21 protein-coding genes are annotated in these 22080 nt (G+C 61.1%); 12 read left to right on the forward strand and 9 right to left on the reverse strand.

The genetic code is table 11. The annotated features are described in order from the left end of the window. The 3 genes from BKN05_RS03230 to purT all read left to right on the forward strand — a co-directional run. A partial coding sequence (locus BKN05_RS03230) for a VaFE repeat-containing surface-anchored protein (RefSeq protein WP_286687945.1) occupies positions 1-940 on the forward strand: 940 nt, incomplete at its 5' end. Between the two features lie 155 nt (positions 941-1095). Continuing rightward, a complete protein-coding gene (locus BKN05_RS03235; RefSeq protein ID WP_286687946.1) occupies positions 1096-1929 on the forward strand; it encodes a class F sortase in 834 nt (277 codons plus the stop codon). A gap of 151 nt (positions 1930-2080) precedes the next feature. Further along, positions 2081-3433: a formate-dependent phosphoribosylglycinamide formyltransferase gene (gene purT / locus BKN05_RS03240; protein ID WP_286687947.1), complete on the forward strand. Its 1353-nt coding sequence runs from the start codon at positions 2081-2083 to the stop codon at positions 3431-3433. Positions 3434-3456: 23 nt separating this feature from the next. Here the strand turns inward: purT and BKN05_RS03245 are convergent, their stop codons facing one another. After that, positions 3457-3948 (reverse strand): GNAT family N-acetyltransferase, encoded by a 492-nt coding sequence (locus tag BKN05_RS03245; protein WP_286687948.1) that lies wholly within the window; start codon positions 3946-3948, stop codon positions 3457-3459. A gap of 3 nt (positions 3949-3951) precedes the next feature. Beyond that, the gene (locus tag BKN05_RS03250) at positions 3952-5313 is read right to left on the reverse strand and encodes an FAD-dependent oxidoreductase (protein ID WP_286687949.1); all 1362 of its coding nucleotides are present in this window, start codon (positions 5311-5313) and stop codon (positions 3952-3954) included. Positions 5314-5541: 228 nt separating this feature from the next. Between BKN05_RS03250 and pta the strand changes: the two genes are divergently transcribed. The 4 genes from pta to BKN05_RS03270 all read left to right on the forward strand — a co-directional run bounded on the left by pta (position 5542) and on the right by BKN05_RS03270 (position 9286). Next, entirely contained in the window at positions 5542-6903 is a 1362-nt protein-coding gene (gene pta / locus BKN05_RS03255; RefSeq protein WP_286687950.1) for a phosphate acetyltransferase, read from the forward strand. After that, positions 6904-8127, forward strand: a complete 1224-nt coding sequence (locus tag BKN05_RS03260) for an acetate kinase (RefSeq protein WP_198492114.1) — start codon at positions 6904-6906, stop codon at positions 8125-8127. A gap of 137 nt (positions 8128-8264) precedes the next feature. Continuing rightward, positions 8265-8711, forward strand: a complete 447-nt coding sequence (locus BKN05_RS03265; RefSeq protein ID WP_049377940.1) for a helix-turn-helix domain-containing protein — start codon at positions 8265-8267, stop codon at positions 8709-8711. Then, positions 8711-9286: a PIN domain-containing protein gene (locus tag BKN05_RS03270; protein ID WP_286687951.1), complete on the forward strand. Its 576-nt coding sequence runs from the start codon at positions 8711-8713 to the stop codon at positions 9284-9286. The genes BKN05_RS03265 and BKN05_RS03270 overlap by 1 nt, the downstream gene beginning before the upstream one ends. Before the next feature lie 68 nt (positions 9287-9354). Here the strand turns inward: BKN05_RS03270 and BKN05_RS03275 are convergent, their stop codons facing one another. The 3 genes from BKN05_RS03275 to BKN05_RS03285 are packed head-to-tail and all read right to left on the reverse strand — an operon-like array spanning position 9355 to position 14383. Beyond that, on the reverse strand, positions 9355-11928 hold the full coding sequence (locus tag BKN05_RS03275) for a serine/threonine protein kinase (protein ID WP_286687952.1): 2574 nt from the start codon (positions 11926-11928) through the stop codon (positions 9355-9357). Beyond that, positions 11925-12938, reverse strand: coding sequence for a glutamate ABC transporter substrate-binding protein (locus BKN05_RS03280; RefSeq protein ID WP_284814488.1), 1014 nt, complete (start codon positions 12936-12938; stop codon positions 11925-11927). Before BKN05_RS03280 ends, BKN05_RS03275 begins: the two co-directional genes overlap by 4 nt. Beyond that, entirely contained in the window at positions 12938-14383 is a 1446-nt protein-coding gene (locus BKN05_RS03285; RefSeq protein WP_286687953.1) for a GlnX family signal transduction membrane protein, read from the reverse strand. Before BKN05_RS03285 ends, BKN05_RS03280 begins: the two co-directional genes overlap by 1 nt. Positions 14384-14453: 70 nt before the next feature. Between BKN05_RS03285 and BKN05_RS03290 the strand changes: the two genes are divergently transcribed. Genes BKN05_RS03290 through BKN05_RS03300 form a run of 3 tightly spaced genes read left to right on the forward strand, consistent with a single transcriptional unit; the run spans position 14454 to position 16747 of the window. Beyond that, entirely contained in the window at positions 14454-14948 is a 495-nt protein-coding gene (locus BKN05_RS03290; RefSeq protein WP_005329848.1) for an NUDIX domain-containing protein, read from the forward strand. 29 nt (positions 14949-14977) lie between these two features. Then, complete coding sequence (locus tag BKN05_RS03295) at positions 14978-15961, forward strand: ABC transporter ATP-binding protein (protein ID WP_286687954.1); 984 nt, start codon at positions 14978-14980, stop codon at positions 15959-15961. Positions 15962-15967: 6 nt separating this feature from the next. Next, complete coding sequence (locus tag BKN05_RS03300; protein WP_198492106.1) at positions 15968-16747, forward strand: ABC transporter permease; 780 nt, start codon at positions 15968-15970, stop codon at positions 16745-16747. A gap of 114 nt (positions 16748-16861) precedes the next feature. Here the strand turns inward: BKN05_RS03300 and cls are convergent, their stop codons facing one another. The 4 genes from cls to BKN05_RS03320 all read right to left on the reverse strand — a co-directional run bounded on the left by cls (position 16862) and on the right by BKN05_RS03320 (position 20836). Then, on the reverse strand, positions 16862-18325 hold the full coding sequence (gene cls, locus BKN05_RS03305; protein WP_286687955.1) for a cardiolipin synthase: 1464 nt from the start codon (positions 18323-18325) through the stop codon (positions 16862-16864). After that, positions 18326-19135, reverse strand: coding sequence for an exodeoxyribonuclease III (locus BKN05_RS03310; protein ID WP_286687956.1), 810 nt, complete (start codon positions 19133-19135; stop codon positions 18326-18328). It abuts the gene before it with no gap. 88 nt (positions 19136-19223) lie between these two features. Further along, positions 19224-20213 carry an N-acetylglutamate synthase, CG3035 family gene (locus BKN05_RS03315; RefSeq protein ID WP_286687957.1) on the reverse strand — a complete coding sequence of 330 codons (990 nt, stop codon included), beginning with the start codon at positions 20211-20213 and terminating at the stop codon, positions 19224-19226. Then, positions 20213-20836: a peptide deformylase gene (locus BKN05_RS03320; RefSeq protein ID WP_286687958.1), complete on the reverse strand. Its 624-nt coding sequence runs from the start codon at positions 20834-20836 to the stop codon at positions 20213-20215. Before BKN05_RS03320 ends, BKN05_RS03315 begins: the two co-directional genes overlap by 1 nt. Here BKN05_RS03320 and BKN05_RS03325 point away from each other — a divergent pair. Both BKN05_RS03325 and BKN05_RS03330 read left to right on the forward strand, forming a co-directional pair. Further along, on the forward strand, positions 20835-21110 hold the full coding sequence (locus BKN05_RS03325; protein WP_005325609.1) for a DUF3263 domain-containing protein: 276 nt from the start codon (positions 20835-20837) through the stop codon (positions 21108-21110). The genes BKN05_RS03320 and BKN05_RS03325 overlap by 2 nt on opposite strands. Positions 21111-21133: 23 nt before the next feature. Continuing rightward, the gene (locus BKN05_RS03330) at positions 21134-21934 is read left to right on the forward strand and encodes a LytR C-terminal domain-containing protein (RefSeq protein ID WP_286687959.1); all 801 of its coding nucleotides are present in this window, start codon (positions 21134-21136) and stop codon (positions 21932-21934) included. Positions 21935-22080 lie beyond the last annotated feature (146 nt).

A 22080-nucleotide genomic window follows, 5' to 3' on the forward strand; every position in this document is an offset into this window, starting at 1 on the left:
CACTAAGCCGGGTGAGCCGACTGGTGAGACCACTAAGCCGGGTGAGCCGACTGGTGAGACCACTAAGCCGGGTGAGCCGACTGGTGAGACCACTAAGCCAGGTGAGCCGACGCCTGGCGAGCACAAGCCGGGTGAGCCGTGGATTACCACGAATGCTGACTTCGCGAACGGCTCCCACGTTGTGGTTGCTGGTGCCAAGATTGTTGATGAAGTCACCTACGAGGGTCTGGTTCCGGGTAAGGAATACACCCTGAAGGCTGAGCTCATCAACAAGGAAGACGGCAAGTCTGTTCTGGGTACCGGTGAAGCTACCTTCACTCCGGAGAAGTCCAAGGGCATGGAGCCTGTCACCATCACCGTCAATGATGATGTAACGGAGCCTGTCGAGGCTGCGGTGGCCTTTGAGGAGCTCACCTCCACTGAGGTCAATGACAAGGGCGAGGAGACTCCGGGTACTACTCCGGAGAAGCCAAACCACATTGCTGAGCACAAGGACATCAACGATAAGGATCAGACTGTTCCGAAGGACACCCCAGGCGGTTCCTCTAACGGTTCTTCCAACGGTTCTTCTAAGGACAATAAGTGGTGGCTCATCCTGATTCCGGGCATTGGCTTGGGCAAGATCATCAAGGATCACTTCGACCACAAGGATCATGGCAACCACAACGGTGGCCACGGTGACAACACCAGCAGCCACAACGGCGGCCACGGTGACAACACCGGCAACCACAATGGCGGCAATGGTCACGAGGTCAAGGGCCAGGACGCTCCTAAGGACGGCAACTCTGACAATGGACACGGCCACGGCAACGATGTCCAGGGTCAGCAACCTGAAGAGACTGGTAACGCACTGCCATCCAACGCTGACCGCGTTGAGATTAAGTCCGTACCGTCCGGCGCAACCGAGCTTGAGCCGGGTATGCAGGATTACATCAAGTAGTCCATAAGCATCGGTGAGGTGGCCCACGGGCCGCCCCGCCGGGGCTGAGACTTAAACACCAAAAATCCCCTCCAGGGTGTGATTGCACACGCTGGAGGGGATTTGCATATAACCTGCACAGGGTAGGCAAATCGAGGAAGTGAAGGAAGCTAGCTATGGGAAAGCACAGGGAGCCAGAGCAGCCGGAGGAAAACGGCGCTTCGCAGTATCCGGCGAGTGGGGAAGAAGGGGGCGTCGGCAAGCGGGGCATGGGCCGTGGCAAGCTGATCGCCATTATCGCGGCCATCATTGTCGTGGCGTTGGTCTTGTTGCAGGTAGTGCTGTACCTGGCGCGCGATGATGAGGATGAGGCCGGCTCGGCGCCGGAAACGGTAGCCAGTGAGAGCGCACCCGAGGAATCTGGACCGAAGTCTGATGCTTTCGTGGATGATTCGGGCCAGCAGGAACACGAGTATGAGGCCGCGCCTGGTGAGTTCAAGGGCTTCGAGGGAATGTCCGTAGGGATTGATGGCGAGTACGCGGCTGTAGACCCCGTACAGGTCACGGACCAGGGCGTGCTGCTGCCGCCACACGACGTCACCCGGGTGGGCTGGTACTCCGCTTCCGCTGTACCGGGTGAGCCGGGCAATGTGGGCTCGAGTGTGATTACCGGCCACATTAACTACCAGGGCCAGGGCACCGGTTATGCGGAGAAGTTCACCAAGCTGAAGAAGGACCAGGAATTTACCGTGGTCATCGACGGCCAGGAGCGCACCTTCCGCGTAACTGAGGCGCCGTACCGCCTGCCTAAGGGCTCCGGATTCCCGGACGTGGTTAACGATAAGGAAGGCGAGAACCGCTTGGTTCTCATTACCTGCGGCGGCCAGTTTGTTGGCGGCGCGCTGGGCTATGAGGACAACATCATTACCGTGGCGGAGCCGGTAGGCGAGCCAGAGCAGCCCGCCGAGCAGCCGGCAGGGGAGGCTCCGGCTGAGGCTCCTGCAGCCTAGGCGGAAATGTTTCAGGTGCCCTGTGGAATTGCCCACAGGGCACCTTTGCATAAACGGCTCACCTGGCATGTAGGTGGTGGGGTTGGGGCCTAAATATGAAATAATCTAAGCCAGTAGCCGCCGCTGCCTGCGGCTTAGAAGGAGCATTTTCATGGATAATCCAGGCGAGATCGCCGGTCATATTGGCACGCCGCTGACCAGCAATGCCACCAAGGTATTGCTGCTGGGCTCGGGCGAGCTGGGCAAGCAGCTGGCCATGTCCTTCCAGAACCTGGGCCTTGAGGTCCATGCGGTGGACTCGTATGCGGGCGCGCCGGCGCACCAGGTGGCGCAGTTTAGCTACGTCGCCGATATTAAGGACGCCGGCCGCATCCTGCAGCTAGCGCAGGAGATTCGGCCGCACTTTGTGGTCCCAGAGGTAGAAACCGTTGCGGTAGAAGCTTTGGAAGAGGTGGAAGCGCAAAGTGACGCCATCGTGGTCCCTTCCGCCCGCGCCTGCGCCATGACGCAGGACCGCCAGTGTGTGCGCGAGGTGGCGGAGAATATCGGGCTGCCGGTTTCGGCATACCGCTTTGCTAGCTCCGTGGAGGAGTTGGAAGAAGCGGTGGGGGAGCTGGGATTTCCGTGCATTATTAAGCCGGATGTGTCCACTTCCGGCAAGGGCCACATGATTGCTCGTGATGAAGAGGATGTGCGCACCGCATGGGAGACCGTGCGGCGCGTGTCCTCCGATTCGCAGCGCGTAGTGGCCGAGCGTTTCGTAGATTTTGACTTGGAAGTCACCCTATTGGCCATCCGGTCCATCGATCCGGCCACGGGCAAGTTGGCCACGTGGTTTAGCGAGCCTATCGGTCACCGCCATGAGCGCGGTGACCTCGTAGAGGAGTGGCAGCCTACCGGCATGAGCGAGATCGCGCTGGAAAACGCACGCTCGGTGGCCGCGCGCATCTCTAATGAGTTGGGCGGGCGCGGCGTGTACTGCGTGGAGCTCTTCGTTGCGGGCGATGACGTGTACTTCTCCTCCGTGTCCCCCCGCCCCGCGGATACGGCGATGCTTACCGCCTACACGCAGCGCTTTTCCGAGTTTGACCTGCATGCGCGCGCGATTTTGGGCTACCCCATCGACGCCACCCTGGTCACCCCGGGTGCCAGCGTGGTCATCCACGCGGACGAGGAGTTGGGGGAGGTGGCCTATACCGGCGTCGCCGCGGCCCTCAACTACGCGGAGACGGACGTCAAACTCTTTGGTAAGCCTGGGGCTTACAAGGGCCGTCGCATGGGCTTGGTGTCTGCCACCGCGGAAAGCGCGGAGGAGGCGCGCGACCGCGCAGCACTAGCGGCGCACAAGGTCGAGGTGACCTCCACGCCGGGCCTGCTAGCGCAAGGCGGCGCCCGCGGCATCGATCCAGAAACCGAGAATGTTCCCGATATTGAGGTCGTGGAGTACGAGGGCGGCGTGGAGCTCGATCCGAAGCTCGCCTCCGGCGTGGACGACGCCGACTAGTAGCAGGCCAGCTGTCCAAGCGGCTAGCTGGCGGGGCGCAGCATCGGCTGGTGGGGAACTCCTTCGTCGTCGAATAGCTCGCCTACCGGAGTAAAGCCAAAGCCGGCGTAATAGTCCACGAGGCCGGCCTGCGCCTCCAGATAGAGCGGCTGGCCTGGGCGCATGCGCTCGCCAAGGTCTATGGCCGCCTGGAGTAGCTCGCGGCCGAGTCCCGTGCCGCGTGCGGCCGGCGCGAGCGCGAAGCGGCCGATTTGTGCGCCGGTGGTCGGGACGTCGGAAAGCGCGGTGTCGTCGGCAGGCGCAGCCGGAAAGACGCGGGCCGTGCCGAGCAGCTCGTGGGTGTCCGCGTCCCAGGCCAGTAGGTGCACGGTCTGGGGGTCGGCGTCGGTGGCGTCAATCTCGGCGTACGGGCAGCGCTGCTCGTGCACAAAGACATCCACCCGTAGCTTGTAGAGCTGGTGGACATTCAAGGCCGCCAGCTGCCCCAAGGGCGCGGCGGAAATGAAATGCGGCATGGGCTAGGCCTGCGGACCGGCGTGCTTGACCATTTCGTCCCACTCGACGATCTTGATGCGCTCGCGGCCGTGTGCCTCGCCGGCGGCACGCTCAGCGGCATCCAGGCGGTGCCAGCCTTCCCAGGTGGTCACGGCGATATCGCGGGAGGCCAGGAAGTCTAGGATGTCCTGCGGATCGCGCTTGGTGGCAGGCTCCAAGTCGCCGGCCTTGTAATCGGCGATGAGCATGGTGGTGGTGTCCTTGGCATCGGACTTGGTATTGCCAATCAGGCCCACCGGGCCGCGCTTAATCCAACCGGTGGTGTAGAGGCCAGGCAACTTTTCGCCATCGACATTGGCCAGCACATGGCCGCCGTCGTTGGGCATGGTGGCCTTGGTCTCGTCGAAAGGCACGCCGTCGACGGACTGAGGGTAGTAGCCCACGGCGCGGTAGACGGCTTGGACCGGCCACTCGGTGTACTTGCCGGTACCGGTTACGGTGCCATCACCGTTGAGCTCAGTGCGCTCGGTCTTGATCGCGGTGACGTGGCCGTCCTCACCCAGCACCTCTACCGGGGACTCAAAGAAGTGGATGTAGAGCTTGTGTGGGGCATCGCCCGGCTCGCGCATGGCGTAGGACTCCAGCGTCTGGCACACCAGGTCGGTGGACTTGGCGGCGCGGCGGGCCTCTTCGGAGGCGGCGCAATACTCGATGTCCTCAGGGTTGACGATGACCTCGATGGTCGGGGACTCGTCTAGCTCCTTGAGCTCCTTCGGCGTGTACTTAGCCTGTGCCGGGCCGCGGCGGCCGAAGACGTGGACCTCCTTGGCGCGGTTTTTCTTCAGTGCTGCGTAGACGTTATCCGGGATCTCGGTAACGAGCAGCTCGTCCGCGGTCTTAGCCAGGATGCGGGAGACATCGAGGGAGACATTGCCCACACCAACGACGGCGACAGATTCTGCAGAGAGATCCCAATCGCGTTCGAAATTGGGGTTGCCGTCATAAAAGCCCACGAATTCGCCGGCGCCATGGTTGCCCTTGAGGTCCTCGCCCGGGATGCCCATGCGCTTATCGGCGGTAGCACCGGTGGCGAAGATGATGGCGTCGTAATATTCGCGCATCTCCTCGACGGTGATGTCCTTGCCCACCTCGATATTGCCCAGGAAGCGGATCTCTTCCTTTTCCATAACGTTGTGCAGGGACTGCACGATGCCCTTAATACGCGGGTGATCCGGTGCCACGCCGTAGCGGATCAAACCGAACGGCGTCGGCATCTTTTCAAAAAGATCGATCTGCACATCGAGGTCGGATTTCACTAGAAGGTCAGAGGCGTAAATGCCTGCCGGGCCGGAGCCGACCACGGCGACGCGCACTGGGTTAGTCATGTGCTTAGGGTGTCCTTTCTTTCGTTGTGCTGCATATTCTACGCGGTCACTATGCGATAAAAACCACAGCATTACTAACCCCAGTTTAGGGCGGTCACGATGGGGCATAGGAGGGGGTAAATCGCGTACAGTGGAGTAGTCACCGCGCGCTGATAACTGTGATAACTGACATGAAGTTATGAGGCGCGTTAATTGTGTTCAAGTGACCGTGAATGAAAGGTAAATTGCATGTCTGCATCCCATTCCGCAGTTATTAGCGCTATCGGCCGTGGCTTCGATGGCCTCGATGTGCCCGCCTTGGCTAAAGACCTAGGCGCGGAGCTCATCCGCCTCGAAGACTTCGATGCCACCGTCGCCGCCGTACTTGCTGAGGCTCCCGCCGCTGAGAACATCGTGGCGCAGGGCACCGGCGATATCGCCTTCGATGCCGAAGTAGCTGCCGCCCTTGGCCTGCCGCTGGCCATCATTTCCGGTGCCCCGCAGCGCACCGGTGAGCTTGCCCAGCACAATGCGGAATCCTTGGGGGCCACCGTTGCTGGCATCTTCACCGATCTCGCAGCAGTTCCGGGCGCACTTGCTGCGCTTGGCGACGTCTCCCCGGTCATGTCCGCAGACCTCTTCCAGAAGCAGCTTATTGACCAGGCCCGCGCCGCCGGTTCGCACATCGTTCTGCCAGAGGGCGACGATGACCGCATCCTCGAGGCCGCACACGTGGTGCTGCGCGATAAGGTTGCCAAGCTGACCATCCTGGGCAACGAGGCCGATATCAAGGCCCGCGCCGAAGAGCTCAAGCTCGACCTGGCCGGTGCCGAGATCATCAACCACCTCGAGTCCCCGCTGGCAGAGGAGTTTGCCGCCGACTTTGCCGAGCTGCGCAAGAAGAAGGGCGTCACCCTCGAGCAGGCTCGCGAAACGATGAAGGACATCTCCTACTTCGCCACCATGATGGTGCACAAGGGCTTGGCCGATGGCATGGTCTCCGGCGCTGCCCACACCACCGCCCACACCATCAAGCCTTCCTTCCAGATCATCAAGACCAAGCCGAACGCTTCTGTGGTCTCCTCCATCTTCTTGATGGTCATGCGCGGCCGCCTGTGGGCCTTCGGTGACTGTGCCGTCAACCCGAACCCCACCGCCGAGCAGCTGGGCGAGATCGCCATCGTTTCCGCACAGACTGCCTCCCAGTTCGGCATCGACCCGCGCGTGGCCATGCTGTCCTACTCCTCCGGCACTTCCGGTTCTGGCCCGGACGTTGAGCGCGCCGTGGCCGCCGTGGAGGCCGCCAAGCAGCTGGATTCCTCCGTCAAGGTGGATGGCCCGCTGCAGTTCGATGCCGCCTGCGACCCAGGCGTTGCGGCTAAGAAGATGCCGAATTCTGAGGTGGCCGGCAAGGCAAACGTCTTCGTCTTCCCGGATTTGGAGGCCGGCAATATCGGCTACAAGACGGCACAGCGCACCGGCGGCGCACTCGCCGTGGGCCCGATCCTGCAGGGCCTGAACAAGCCGGTAAACGATCTGTCGCGTGGCGCGACCGTTCCGGACATCATCAACACCGTTGCAATCACCGCTATTCAGGCTGGAGAGAAATAAATGTCATACGTTCTGGTCCTTAACTCAGGTTCTTCCTCCGTTAAATTCCAGCTGGTCGATCCCGAATCCAGCGCCACGGATACCCCGCTGGTTTCTGGTCTGGTCGAGCAGGTTGGCGAGCCCCTCGGCGCCGTCACCGTCAAGACCGGTGGTGAGAAGTACAAGGAAGAGCTGGAAATCCCTACTCACTCCTTCGGCCTCGAGCGCGCTTTTGCCATCATGAGCGAGCACAACGTTGGCCCGACCGACGTGGATGTTATCGCCGTTGGTCACCGTGTTGTTCACGGCGGCCGCCTCTTCTCCGAGCCACAGCTCATCGTGGACCAGATTGAGTCCATGATTGAAGACCTCATCCCGCTGGCTCCGCTGCACAACCCGGCCAACCTGGACGGCATCCGCGTGGCCCGCAAGATGCTGCCGGATATTCCGCACGTTGCCGTCTTCGATACCGCGTTCTTCAACACCCTGCCGCCGGCAGCTGCGCTATATGCCATCAACAATGAGGTGGCATCCAAGTACGATATCCGTCGCTACGGCTTCCACGGCACCTCTCACGAGTTCGTCTCCCAGCAGGTGCCGGCCCTTTTGGGTCGCGACCCAATGCACACCCACCAGATCACTCTTCACCTGGGCAACGGTGCTTCTGCTGCGGCCATCCGCAATGGCCGCGCCATCGATACCTCGATGGGCCTGACCCCGTTGGCAGGCCTGGCTATGGGTACTCGTTCCGGTGACATTGACCCGGGCATCATTTTCCACCTCGTCCGCGAGGCGGGCATGAGCGTGGATGAGATTGACACCCTGCTCAATAAGCAGTCCGGTGTCAAGGGCATCTCCGGTGTCAATGACTTCCGTACGTTGCGCGAGCGCATCGACAACGAAGACCAGGACGCTTGGCTGGCTTATAACATCTACATTCACCAGCTGCGCCGCTTCATCGGTTCCTACATGATTTCCCTGGGCCGCGTTGACGCTATCACCTTTACCGCCGGTGTGGGTGAAAACGATACCGAGGTGCGCCAGGATTCCCTGTACAACCTGGATATGTACGGCATCCACTTTGATAAGGAGCGCAACCTGGTCCGCTCCGACCAGCCGCGCATGATCTCCACCGAGGATTCCCCGGTCAAGGTCTTCGTTGTGCCGACCAACGAGGAGCTGGCTATCGCCCAGAAGTCTGCCGAAATCGCCGCTATGGCGCGTGAGGCTGGCCTCTACAAGTAAAGATTCTCACGTCTAGCTAGCGGCTGGAATATGAATAAGGGGCGTGCGGTCCGCAAGGGATCGCACGCCTCGTTTTTGTCTCTGAACCTAGTACAGCAACTGTTTCGTTTATTTCGTTTATTTTGTAAGGTGAGGGTATGAAGGACTTACAAAATGGCGGGGCAACTCGGGATACCAGCCCAGCGGAAGAGGCTTTATTAAGGCTCAATTCTGTGTTGGAGGCAAAAGATTCACCGGCACCAGTGGATATATTCGTGCAAGGAACCGAGCAAATAATCGCAATTCCGCGAGAAATCGCTGAAACCCTGCAGAAAGTTCTCGTCATTGAAGCGGCAGGGAAATCGGTCCGCGTAGTGCCCGAGGAATCCGAATTCACCACGCAACAGGCAGCAGACTTTCTCAATGTTTCGCGGCCACACGTTGTAAAGCTCATTGATGAAGGGAGCCTTCCCGGCTACAAAGTTGGTTCCCATCGGCGCGTGAGTCTTGCGGATCTGCAGAAATACAAGAATGAAAGAGATGTCCGTCAGCGCCGTGCCGTAGCTGAATTAACAGCCTTATCGGAGGACCTGGAGCTATATTAGTGGGGCTGTTGACGGTAGTTTATGACGCCAATGTGCTCTACCCGAGCATGCTCCGTGATGTCCTGATAAGGGTAGCTGGTAGCGGTGTATTCCGTGCCCGATGGACGGAGCGAATCCTAGATGAAGTCTTTTTTAACTTGCAGCGCAATCGCCCTGATTTAGACCCTAAAAAGTTATGCCGCACCCGTAGATTGATGTGTTTAGCGGTTGAGGACTGTCTTGTGACTGGATACGAGGAATTAATCCATGATCTATGGCTACCAGATCCGAATGACAGGCATGTCCTAGCGGCAGCAATTAGTTGTGGTGCTCAAAGTATCATCACTGAAAATGTAAAAGACTTTCCTTGTTCTATTCTTGATGGTCTTGGCATTAGGCGGCAGAGCGCCGATGAGTTCTTGTGCGAGTTAATCGCTTCCTCGTCCGCGATTGTGCAGCAATCGATTGAGGACGCGGCTGCCACTTTTCAAAAGCCACCGCGAAGCGTGGAGGATGTCCTAACGGCATTAGCGTTATCGGGAACACCGAGGGCAGTCGAAATGCTTCGTTCTAAAACTTTCAAACGTGTCGTCTGATTTATGTAGCGCAAAAGGCTTAGATGATGTGCTGCTTGTGGGGGCGGCTGTACGAGCCTATGTAGCGATTAGAAGGTGGTGACCGGGCGGACCTGGTTGGCAAGGTCAACGAGCGCGTAGCGGTGGCGGCTAAACGGTGCTTGGCGCGCGAGGGCGCGGAGTGTCTCGGAGAGGCCGGTGCGCAGGCCACGCTGGGTAAAGGCGTATTCGAAGAGGTCGTTGGGGGAGGCGGCGCGCGAGAGATCAGCATTGCGCAGGAAATTCAGGCCGGCGGAGATGACGGCGATCTTGATCTGGAGGAAGCGCGGCTCGTTGGTGGGGACCTCTTCGAGGCGTCGGGCGGCGCGGCGGATGCGGGACTCGGAGAGATCGTGGACGATGAGCTGGAGGATCGTCGTCAAGCGGGCCATGCGGTAGTGGCGCGAGGCATTGGGGACCTTGTCAAGGACCACGACAGCTACCTCCACCTGGCCCTCGGAGCGCAGCTGGCGGGCGAGGCCAAAAGAAGAGGAGACGGTGGTGGGGTTGGTGGACCACACAATGCCGTAGAGGCGCATGGAGTTAAAGCGCAGTGCGGCCGGATCCTGGGTGACGTGGTTCCAGATTTCCGGCTGGCCCTCAAAGGCGGAGTTAGGGAGATCGGCCAGCGTGGAATGCATATTGGAGCAGGCCCGCGCCACGGTGGGGTCAATAAGCGAGGTATCGCTATAGTCCAGCTGCTGCAGGATGAGTTCGTTGATGGCGGCGATGGCGAGCTTGGGGGCTGCCTCGCCCGGCAGGAGGTCGAGGACGGTGGAGAAGTACTTTTGAGCGTCACGGTAGTCGTCGTGAAGCAGCTCGGTAATGCCGGCGTACCACTGGAAACGCCAGTCGCGGCCGAGGCGGTCTTCGATGGAGCTAAGCCACTGGCGGGCCTGGCCGGTATAGCCAAGGTCAATCATGGAGCGCACCACGCCTAGCGGGATTTCGGCAGAGTGCTCGTACTCGGGGGTCTGCATGGCCTGGCGGAGGGTCTCCAGGGCCTCCTGTGGCTCCGCATAGGAAGCGCCCTGCAACAGGCCGGCGCCCACGTCATCGCGGTCTAGCAGCGGGGTAGGCAGGGCGGAGACGACCTCGGGAGCGGTGATTTGGACGGTGCGATCGATGCCGTCGATAAGCTGATCCGTGCGGAAAACCAGGTGCTTGGTGCCAAAGGTGGTACGTTGCGGCGAGAAAAGCGAATGCTGGGATGGGTACTGTAGGCCGTCGCGGATGGCAATGACCTCGCGCAGCACGCCATAGAGCTGGGTGCGCAGCTCCTTGATGGAGGTAAAGCGACGCTTTGGATCCGGGTCCGTGGCGCGCTGTAGCAGGCGGTAGAGCGACAGAAAGCGGCGCAGCTCTGGTTCTTCGGTGGGGGTGGGGATGCCGGGCAGGTAGACGCCGTCCTCGGTGGGCAGCTTGAGGCAGAGCGAAGCCAGGGTGCGGCCGATGGTGTAAATATCGCTGGCGATGGAAGGGCCCTCGGTGGCCACTTCCGGGGCTTGGTAGCCCTTGGTGCCGTAGATATAGCCAAACGCGCCAATGCCGGAGACCGCGCCCAGGTCAATGAGCTTGACCTGGTCCTCGGTGACGATGATGTTATCGGGCTTTAAGTCGTTATAGACCACCCCGCGCGAATGCAGGTATTCCAGCGCGGGCAGGACTTCCAAGATATAGGCAATGGCGATATCGACCGGCAGGAGCTTATCCGGCTGCTTTTTGCGCCTGCTTCTTAGCGACGGCCCGCCGACATACTCCATGACAATAAAGCCGCCGGGCACCCGGGCGTCATCGATGAAATTGAAAATCTTGACGATGCCAGGGTGGGTAATATCGGCGAGGAATTCGCGTTCTGCCACCGCAGCGGCGGTTTCATCGGCCGATTTTTGGGCTTGCATGCCTTTGAGGACAACCACTCTTCCGGAGACAAAGTGATCATTGGCCAGGTAAATCCAGCCCATGCCGCCGTGGGCGATAACGCCCAAGATTTCGTACTGTCCGGCCACCATGTCACCGGGCTGTAGCTGTGGTGGCGGGATCTTCTTGCCTGAAGATTCCTCGGTGGGATCAATGAGCGCATCGGTCGGCTCGGCCGGGGTGATAAACGGCAGGCGCACCATGCCATCGGCCACGCGGCGCTCGGCGCGGTGGGTGCCGCGGCGTTCGCGGAAGGTATCGAGCGCGCGGCGGCGCGAGCGCTGCGAGGAGTCCTCTTGGGATTTTTGGACGCGCTGCTGTTCGCGTTGGGCGCGGATATTATCCAGATCCGCCAGAAGGCTGGAGATGTGGTCTGGGTCGATGGAACCATCGCCGTCCTCGTCTTCGTCCGCGAAGGGATCGAAGGCAACCGCGGAAGTGCCGGCATCATCGCCGGGCTCATCCTCGGCGGCGAAGGGGTCGAAGGTCACGGCCGCAGTGCCCTCTTCGTCTTCGTCCGCAAAGGGGTCGAAAGCCACGGCGGCGGTGGTGGGGCCATCATCCAAGGGGGCATCGTCCAGCGCATCCGGCTCCTGCGCGGAATTGGCGGCATTGGTGGGCTGGCGGAAGGCGCGCTGGGTATCGAGGTTCTCCGGCTCGATGTACTCGAGCTCGTCATCGCTGAAATTCGGGTTATGGCTCATGGCTTAGCGTCCTCCTCGATGTACTTGCCGGCCGGCAGGGTGGGCTCTTCCAGGTAGGCGCCGAGCCACTCCTCAAAAATGGAAGACCAAGTGCCGTCGCGGCGGATGCGTTCGAGCGTGGAATTTATTTGGCGCAGCAGCGGGCGGGTGTCCTGCTGCTTGCTGGGGCGGCGCACGGCCACGCCGTAGTTCTCGGTCTCTAGCGGCTCGCCCACGATGGAGGTATAGGAGTCTTGGGCGGCCATGCCGGAGAGCAAGGCATCATCGACGACGATGCCATCGGCCTGGTTGAGTTGTAGGGCCATCAGGCAATCGCCCCAGGAACGGGTAACCAAGATATCGGACTTGGGGGCGTGCTCGCGGATAGTTTCCAGCGCGGTGGACGCGCCCACACCGCATAGGGTCTTACCGGCGGCGTCCTCCACGGACTTCATGCCGGAATTGGTGAGCACCAGCATGCGGGTTTGGGTGCTCATATAGGGAATGGAAAAGGCCACGTCGCGCTCGCGTTCCGGGCTAATGGTCATGGTGCGCACAATCATGTCCACCGCGCCAGTATTGAGGGTATCGACGCGGTCGGAGGATTCCACGAAGCGGAAGTCCACCTTGTTGGGATCACCAAAGATATCGCGGGCAATCTCGCGGGCAATCTCCACCTCGAAGCCGCGCACGTCACCGGTGGCGGCATCGCGGTAGCTCAGCAAGTTATTGGAACGGTCCACGCCCACGATGAGACGGCCGCGCTTGACGATGTCCGGCACCCGCTCCTTCGCCTTCCTATCATCCGGGCGGTAGCTGCCCCTGATTTCCTCATCAGAGGCACGGTGAGCTGGGGTAGATCCCGCCTTTTCAATTTCTGCTCCTTCCGGCAGCGGCGGGCCCGGCTTTGAATCGAGGGCGTGCTCGGCGGGCGCCTCCAGCGGCGGGGTGGAGCGAACATCGCACGAGGCTAGCGGCAGCGCGGTGCAGATGCAGGCAAGGGTAGCGAGGGCAAGGCGTGTGCGGCGCATTAGAGGTACTCCTGCAGTCGAGGACGGATGCCCAACCACACGGCAATAATGGCGCACAAGGTCAGCAGGAACACGGCCGAGGACACCGCAGTCATGGCGGTCAGGCCGCGCTCCAAGTAGCTGCGCATGGCGATGCGCGCCTGACCGATGAGATCCGAAAGCTCCGCGTCGAGCTCATCAAAGGAACGCGCCGCGGTCATCTCGCCATTCCTGGGCTCGGTGGCCGTGGCCTGGTAGATGGCCTCATCATAGTCGCCGTCCTTGAGCGCACCCATGAGTTTGTCGTGGGTACCGCGCCACTGCTCGGCGGCCGCCCGGGCGCTGTGAATGAGTTCTGGGTCGGTGACCTCCACGTCCTCATCATTGAGCGCTTCCTCATAATCCTCGAGGGCCCTTTCAATGGAGTTGATAGAGCTGGAAAAGCGCACCATCGAATCCTCCTCGGAGGAGCGCAGCACCAGCGCCAGGGTCTCAGAGGTACGCGCCTGCTGCGCCTCAATCCGCGAGGCCGTGAGCGAATCCCACGGGCGCGAGGCCGTCTCAAAGCCCTGGTGGCCGGTGGACCAGGTGGCGAGGTTGGATAGTGCCACCCAGGAGATGGCCAAGAAAAGCAGCACGCTGGCAGTTAAGAAGCCGCGGTTAAAACGCCGGCGGGTCTGGCGCCACAGCCACCATTGGGCCACGGCGAGGAAGAAGAGCGCCGCCAAGAGGCCGGAGAGCGGCACCCACTGCGGGGAGGTGAGCTTTTGCTGTTGCTGGTTTACCTTGGCGGTGGTCATCTGGAACAGCTCGGAGGCAGCCGGGAGGATACGCTCGCGCATCAGCGCCGAGGCATTGGACATATAGGAATTGGCCACCGCATTGCCCGCCCGGTGGTTGGCGCGGGCCTTTTCCACCATTGCGGTATAGACGGGGAGCTCGCGTTGGATAAAGGTCACCAGCTCGCGCACACGGCCGTCTTCTTGCGTGGTACCCAGCACGGATTCGGTGGCTGCCACCGAAGCGGCATCAATGGCTTCGTTATATCTATCGCGGTTGTGCTCTGATTCCACACCGGCCTGCACGAAGCCGGTGGTTGCCACGGTATCGGCCACCGAGAGCGAACTATAAAGGTGGTGCGCCGCGTTTGACATCGGCTCGGTGGTGGTCAGCAGCTCGTCCAAGTCGGAATGGCGGGCGGCGGAAGATTGGGACATCGATAAGCCGGCGGCGCCCAGGGCTACGGTGAGAATGAGCGTGACCGTAAAAAGCTTGCCTGGGGTGGTGGAGGCGAAGTAGTAGAAGCGGCGCAGCAGGCGCGCCGGGCCCGAGAACCATTCCATGGCGCGGCTGCTGAGCCCGCTGAAGGCCGGGCCGGTGGGCGCGGTAACCTCATCGAGCCAGTGATCGCTCGGGTGAGCGTGCTCGTCGTGCACGCTTTCTGCCCGGACTGCCTGCTCGGTCATTCACATAGAATAGCGCCCGCAGTGTGCTGGGCGCCACCATATACCCGCGTGTGTGGCTAGGATAGGCAGCATGCATAACCCTCACAGTGGAGACGGCTGGGCGGCAGGCCCCGGCGGCATTCGCGTCTGGGGAAAATTTGGTGCCGCCGGCCTCTTCCTTGTCGCCGGGCGGAAGGTGCTCCTCCAGCACCGCGCCGCGTGGACCAATCACGGCGATACCTGGGGGATTCCGGGTGGCGCCCGCGATTTTACGGAGACGCCCACCCAGGCTGCTCTGCGTGAAACCCATGAAGAATGCGCGATTGCACCCCAGGACGTAGAGGTGCTCGACGCGCGAGTAACGGCCGGGCCCTATCCCGCGGCGGGGGATCTGCCGGGGGAGTGGACCTACACCACCGTCCTAGCACGCACGCGCACCGGCGCACCGCTTCCTACTACAGCTAATGAAGAGTCCTATGAGCTGCGCTGGGTGCCTTTTGAGGAGGTAGAAAGCCTCCCCCTTCTGGCCGCCTTCCGTCACGCTTTTCCCACCCTGCGGGAGAGCGTGGAGGCATTGAACAGGTAAAGTTGCCGGATTTATGGCACGCTAGTGCCATGATCGAAGTAGAAGGACTGACTAAACAATATAAGTCTGTCCGCGCCGTTGATGATCTCACCTTTCAGGTAAAACCCGGCATGGTCACCGGGTTCCTGGGTCCCAATGGCGCGGGCAAATCCACCACCATGCGCATGATCCTGGGCTTGGATACGCCGACGGCCGGCAGGGCGCGCATCAACGGCAAGCGCTACCACGAGCTGAAGGATCCCCTGCGTGAGGTAGGAGCCTTGCTTGATGCCAAAGCGGTGCACCGCAACCGCAGCGCCGCCAACCACCTGAAATGGATCGCGCAGTCCAACGGCATTTCTACTTCCCGCGTTGACGAGGTCTTGGGGCTGGTAGGGCTTTCCGACGTCGCCGGTAAGAAGGTCGGCGGCTTCTCCCTCGGCATGGGCCAGCGCCTGGGCCTGGCCGGCGCGCTGCTCGGTGACCCCGGCATCCTCATCTTGGATGAGCCGGTCAACGGCCTCGACCCGGAGGGCATTCGCTGGGTCCGCCAGCTCGTGCGCGCCCTAGCCGATGAAGGCCGCACCATTTTGATTTCCTCCCACCTGCTCTCGGAGATGTCTCAGACCGCCGATCACCTGGTGGTCATTGGTAAGGGCCGCCTAGTGGCTGACCAGCCCACCTATGACTTTGTGAAGGACCACTCGCAGTCCTCCGTGCTGGTTCGCTCCGACCATCTCGATGCCTTTAGCTCCGCACTGCGCGCAGAGGGAATCGCCTTTACCGAGTCCACCGACGAGGAAGGCCGCCCCCGCCTGGTGATTTCCAACCAGACCACGGACTTCGTGGGCCAGCTGGCCTACTCCACCGGGGTGCCGCTTAATGAGCTCAGCCTCAAGCGCGCCTCCTTGGAGGATGCCTTTATGGAGCTTACTGGCGACGCCGTCCAGTACCACGGCTCCACCGGCGCGCCTACCCCCGGAACCGCTGGCGCCGCCACTCCGTTCGCTCGACCCACCCAGCAGGAGGTTTAATTCGCCATGCTGAATACCTTGAAGTCCGAATGGACTAAGCTGCACACCACCCGCTCCTTCTGGTGGACCACCTTCATCTTCCTCTTCTTTGCCTGGGGTTGGGCCATCCTCAATGCTCGTTTGACTAAGCCGGCAGAAACCCCTGAAGAGGCAGCGATGGGGATGGGGATTATCACCTCGGATGGCGCGGTGTCCTTCCTATTGTTCCTCGGCCTGCCCGTGCTCATGATCCAAGCCATCATGATCGTGACCACCGAGTACCGCTATGGCACGCAGACCATCACGTTTATGGCTACCCCGCGCCGCTGGTCGGTGGCCTTGGTCAAGCTGCTCATGTACGCGGTTATTGCGGCCGCGCTGACCTTTATCGCCGTGGCGGGCGCCTACCTACTGACCGAGCTTTTTGCCCACGATGAGGTAGCCGCGGAATTCCACCCTTGGGACGATGAAATGGGCCAAAAGCAGCTGTGGAAGTACCCGCTGGCTGCCGCGCTGCTCGTCCTCTTCTCGCAAGGCCTAGGCCTGCTGCTGCGCTCGACGGCTGGTGCTGTGGCTATCGGCCTCATCCTCTTCCTCGGCGTGGACAATCTCGTGGCCACCATCCCCAAGGTCGGCAGCAAGCTGGTCAACTACATGCCGTTTAAGTCTTTCCAGTCGTGGCTGCTGGAAATGGAACCGGTTGATGCTCCGTGGAAGGAAAACTGGGGATTCTGCCTGGTATTTATTGCCTGGGCCGTTATCCTGTGGGTCCTCGGTGTCCTCTTGCTGCAAAAGCGCGACGCCTAAACACCCACCCATATAACGCTTCACCGCTCCGGCCGGCAGTTCATTCGCTGCCCGCCGGGGCGGTTTCTTGTTGCCAGGCTGTCTTCGCTGCAGTCGTGATGGTTCGTGTTTGCTCTACTGCAGCGCGGAGGTAAGGCGCATGACATTATCCACGTAGCGGCGGATAAAGCCGCGCTCATTCCACTCCTCCAAAGTTAGCTCGTGGCACACCGTGCGGTAATTGGCTACGAGCTGGTTGAATTGGTCAATGAGGTCGCCCTTGGCCACCAACATGGTGGATTCATAGTTCAGGCCGAACGAGCGCGGGTCCATATTGGAGGAGCCGAACATGCACAACGGGTCGCGGCCGGGATCGTCCGGGTCGGTAATGATGAACTTGGAGTGCAGCACAAAGGGGTAGGGGAATTGGTAGATGTGTACGCCCGCCTCTAGTAGGGCCTGGTAGTAGGAGGACTGGGCGTGGTTGACCATAAACTGGTCCGCTTTTGCCGATACATAAAGCTCCACATCCACCCCGCGGTAGCACGCGGTGGTCACCGCCTCCAGCAGGGATTCATCCGGGACGAAGTAGGGCGAGCACAAAACTAGCCGGTCCTTGGCGTGGTGCACCAAGGAGTTGAACATGCGCAGGTTTGGCTCAGTGGTATAACCCGGCCCGGAGGGGATTATTTGGAGGTGGTTGGCGTCGGCAGTCTGGGCGTCGTCGTAGGGCAGCTCATCTAGCGGAAGATTCTCGCCTGCCTCCAGGTACCAATCTACGGCGAAGACTGCAGACATAGAAGTTACAATTGGCCCGGAGAGCTCCACCATGTAGTCAATCCAGTAGCGGTCCTTGGTTTTGTACTGGCGCTTAATCATGTTCAGCGAGCCGATAAATCCCACCTTGCCATCGATGATCACCAGCTTGCGGTGGTTGCGCAGGTCCGGACGCCGGAAACGGCCCTTGTGTATCTGAATAGGCAGCATGAGATGCCAGTCCACGCCTATCTCTGTTAGCTGCTTGCCCAGCTTGAAATAGCCCTTGTACTTAAAACTGCCGATCTGATCCAAGAGCAAGCGCACCTTTACGCCGCGGGCGGTAGCCCTGCGCAGCGACTCGAAGAATACGTCCGTGACCTCATCCCAGGACTGGATGTAGATCTCGATGGACACGTACTTCTCGGCGCGGTCAATGGCGGCTGCGATGGCGCGAATGGATTCGTCATAATCCGCGTGCAGGCCAAGGTTGTGGCCCACCAACGCCGGGAATCCGGTTAGCTCGCGGTTGAGTCTGATGACCGATTCAATTTCGGGCGAAAGGATCCCTTGTGGGTGATCCGGGGTGCGGGCCGTGACGTTTTCAATCTGCTCATTGGCTTCTTGCTGGATGCGGTGGCGGCGCCGGTTGATATACGGCGAGCCCATGAGCAAAAACAGCGGCAGGCCGATAAACGGCAGTACCAGAATTGCCAGCAGCCACGCGGTGGAACTGGAAGGCCGGCGGCCCTCGGGCACGAAGCCGACGGCAACGATCTTGATCCCGTAATCCAGGATCAGGAATACGAGCTGCCAAAAACTGAGATCAAGCGACCAAGACATCTATTTCACGGAATCGAAATCGGGCAGATCGTAATCTGCGAGAAGCGGGCAGTGATCGGAAGTTTTATCGCCGGCACGCTCAAGCAAGTCTACCTGTGCGCCGGTTACGTGTTGAGCAAGTGGGGCTGAAGCCAACTGGAAATCGATGCGCATGCCTTCGTTCTTTTGGAAGCGCATACCCTTGTAATCGAAGTAGGTATAGCGCTGATCCTCTGTGAACCGGCGGGTAACTTCTTCGAGCCCGGCCTCTTCCAGCATCTGGAATGCGGCGCGTTCTGGCTCGGTGACATGCGTCTTCCCGCGGAAGGCTTCGATGTCCCATACGTCTTCATCGCGCGGAGCAATATTGAAATCACCGGTCAAAAGAAGCTTAGACTGCGCATTATTTTCCGCATAGTGTGCCAGGTGATAGAGAAAGTCCAGCTTGTAGTCATAGTGGCGGTCCGTGATCTCGCGGCCGTTGGGCACGTAGAGGGACCAAATTTCTACGCCACGGATGCGGGCCCCTAGCGCTCGGGCCTCACGGTCTTGTGGTTTTTCCGGATCTTTGGCAAAGCCGGGCTGGCCCGGAAAGCCGACCAAGACCTCCTCCGGCTCTTCCTTGGACACGATGGCCACGCCGTTCCACTGGTTGAGCCCGTGGCACGTGACGTGTAGGCCCGCGTCCTCGAAGGCCTCGCGTGGAAACTTATCGTCTTTCACCTTAGTTTCCTGCAGGCACAAAACATCGATGTCGTGCTTGGAGATAAGGTCCAGCGCCCGCTGTATGCGGGTGCGGACGGAGTTAATATTCCACGTGGCGATGCGCATGCCACATACAGTACCTGCCCGCTGCAGCGAGGTCAGCGGGCAGTCCCATAAGGCTCACCGCTCAGACCGGAAGTCTGCAGCGCGGAGCTTAGTTGCGCAGGCAGGCGTAGATGCGGCGGTGTTGCTCGATGAAGCCGAGCTTCTCAGCCAGCCGCACTCCTGCGGTATTGGAAGCCGGCACGGTGAGGTAGGCGTGCTCGGCGCCGTTATTGCGCCCCCAGTGCAGCAGGTGCTGGAGCATGAGCGTGCCGTATCCGCGACGCCGGAAGTCCTTGGCCACTTCGATGGAAGAAAGCCCCAGCCACGTGGTGCCATCGCCAGATTCGCTCAGGATGCCGCGGGCAATGGCGACGGTCTCGCCATCGAGGACTAGGCGGCCGAAGCCGAGCGTTCCCTCGACGTGAGAGCCAAGGCTCTGCACCGCCTCGGCAGGAAGGGCATCGGTGCGCGATTGATACATCGCCAGCCACTCGTCATCGGGCTGGGCGGCGATGTGGAAGGTGGGGGAGGTAGAGGGGGCGTCGGCAAGCGTGGGCAGATCCCGCAGGACCATGGCGAGGACCTCCGGCTCGGTCTCCCAGGCGGGATCGGCGAGCAGGCGTTCGGCCGGCTTGCCAATGCGCTCTGGAACCACCAGGCGCACCGGGAGGTTGTGGCGGGCGTAGAAGGCCTTAATCTCCTCCAGTGGCACCGGAGTGAAGCCCGCGGAAGGGCCCAGGGGAACGGCCGAGTTGGAGCGGCCGGAAACCCCGTCGCTCGCGCGCAACAGCCAGGAACCGTCGCTGGTCCAGGCGTGGTCTGTGCCGGGGGAAGCCGCGGCCGCGGCAACCTCCACGGCGCGGATATCGGAGTTGCGGACCATGCGCGGGGAGAGCCGTTTGATGATCTTCAGCTGCTCCGGCGGAATCTCCACCGCATCTAGGTCGGAAGGGTAACCGCCGACCTCTTGTGGGCGAATGACCAGCGGATTGAGGCTGAGCACATGCCCGATGACATCGCTATGTACATCGCCGAAATCGCGCCGGGCCACCACGCGCTCGCCCACCTGGACGGCATCGGAGCGGAAAATACGTGACATTAGTCGTCGTGGCCGAAGGGATCGGCGTCCTCGCCCGGTACCCAGGAGTACCCCGGCTCGGTCCAACCGTGGCGCTTGATGGCCTTTTTGGCTTGGCGCTTATAGCGGCCAATGAGGGTATCGGTGTAGAGGAAGCCATCGAGGTGGCCGGTCTCGTGCTGCAGGCAGCGGGCGAAGAAACCATAGCCTTCGACGGAGATGTTGTTGCCGTTTTCGTCCTTGCCGGTCACGCGCGCCCAGTCGGCGCGGCCGGTGGGAAAGCCCTCGCCAGGAACGGAGAGGCAGCCTTCGTCATCGGAGCCGTCATCGGCAGGCATGGTCTCTGGAATCTCGGAGGTCTCCAGCACGGGGTTAATAACGCAGCCCTTGCGCATGCCTGCCTTTTCGGACGGCAGCTCGGTGCCATTGGGGCCATCCGTATCGGGGCAGTGGTAGACAAAGAGGCGCTTGCCAATTCCTACCTGGTTAGCGGCCAAGCCTACGCCATTGGCGGCATCCATGGTTTCATACATGTCCGCGATGAGCTGCTGCATTTCCGGGGTGGAAATCTCGGATTCTTCCACCGGTTGGGTGGGTTCGTGAAGCACGGTCTCGCCGTGGATAACGATGGGGCGAATAGTCATGCCTTACAGTTTAGGCATGAACCCCTTGTCTGACCTAGACGCCGCCATTTTGGACTTCGAGGAAACCGCGCCGCGCAGCATCGGCCGCAAAGAAGAGGCTATTCGTGCGCAGCTGGATATCTCCCCGGTGCGCTACCACCAGCGCCTTAACCTGCTTCTCGACGCCCCCGCGGCCGCCCAATCCCATCCCCTCCTGGTTGCACGGCTGCGTCGCCTGCGAGAGGAGCGAGAAGACACGCGGCGCGCCGCGCGGGGAAATACCCCGGATAGTTAATTCTGAGTACTAGTGTTGCGTATGTGACTAATGTGAATCCGGAAAATTCGACCGACAAGGTATCCGACGAAACCCGCGCCGGCTCTGCTGCCGGCGCCTCCGCTTCCAGTGCTGCTAAGCAGCGCCCCGCTGGTGGCGGTGCGCATGCTAAAAAGGGTGGCCTCCCGCTGCGCGGCCTGGCGATGGTCCTCATCGCGGTGGCCGTCATGCTCGGCCTTTGGGCTTTGTACTCCATGACCTCGGGTGACGATGACTCCACCGTGGCCTCCGAGAGCAAGCAAGAAAACTCCACCGGTTCCACCATCGGTGCCGCGCCCGAAGGCTCTGCTGGCCCCGACGCCGCAGGCTCCCGCGCTCCGGGTGCCCCAGAGGCATCCGATCGACCCGGCGCTCCTGCCCCCGCCCCAGCAGGGGAGGGCGATAAGCCGCGTGATGCAACCGCTTCCGGTGACGCTGACGAGCGTGCCGCAGCTGAGAATGAAGCCGCAGGCGAGGACAACGCCCACTCCGCCGCGCGCGACCGCAATGACATTAAGGTCAGCGTGCTTAATAACTCCGGCGAGGTAGACAAGGCCAAGAAGGAAGCCGATTCCCTCAAGGGCGGCGGCTTCAAGGTTGGCTACGTAGGCAACCTGCCTGGCGACGTCCTTACCGTCCCGAAGACCACCGTCTTCTTCCCCGAGGGCGACGCCTCTGCTGAGGCGCTGGCCAAGGAGGTAGCCGCCCGCTACCAGGCCGATGTCGCCCCGATGAACCGCGATTTGCCTAAGGAAGCAACCGATGACGGCGCCGTCGTCGTCGCCCTGGCGGTTCCGCAGGCCTAAGCAATCCGCGCACCTGACTTAAAGTCCAAGGCCATCCGGCCGAAGAGCAAGCACCATAGATCTTCGGCCGAATGCCTTGGACTTTTGTGATCTGAACTTTTCCGCACCTGCAAGGCCGCCGGTAAAAGTAGGTTAAATAAAATTCA

The organism is Corynebacterium sp. S5S1 (assembly GCF_001913985.1).
GTDB classification, from domain to species: Bacteria; Actinomycetota; Actinomycetes; order Mycobacteriales; family Mycobacteriaceae; genus Corynebacterium; species Corynebacterium marquesiae.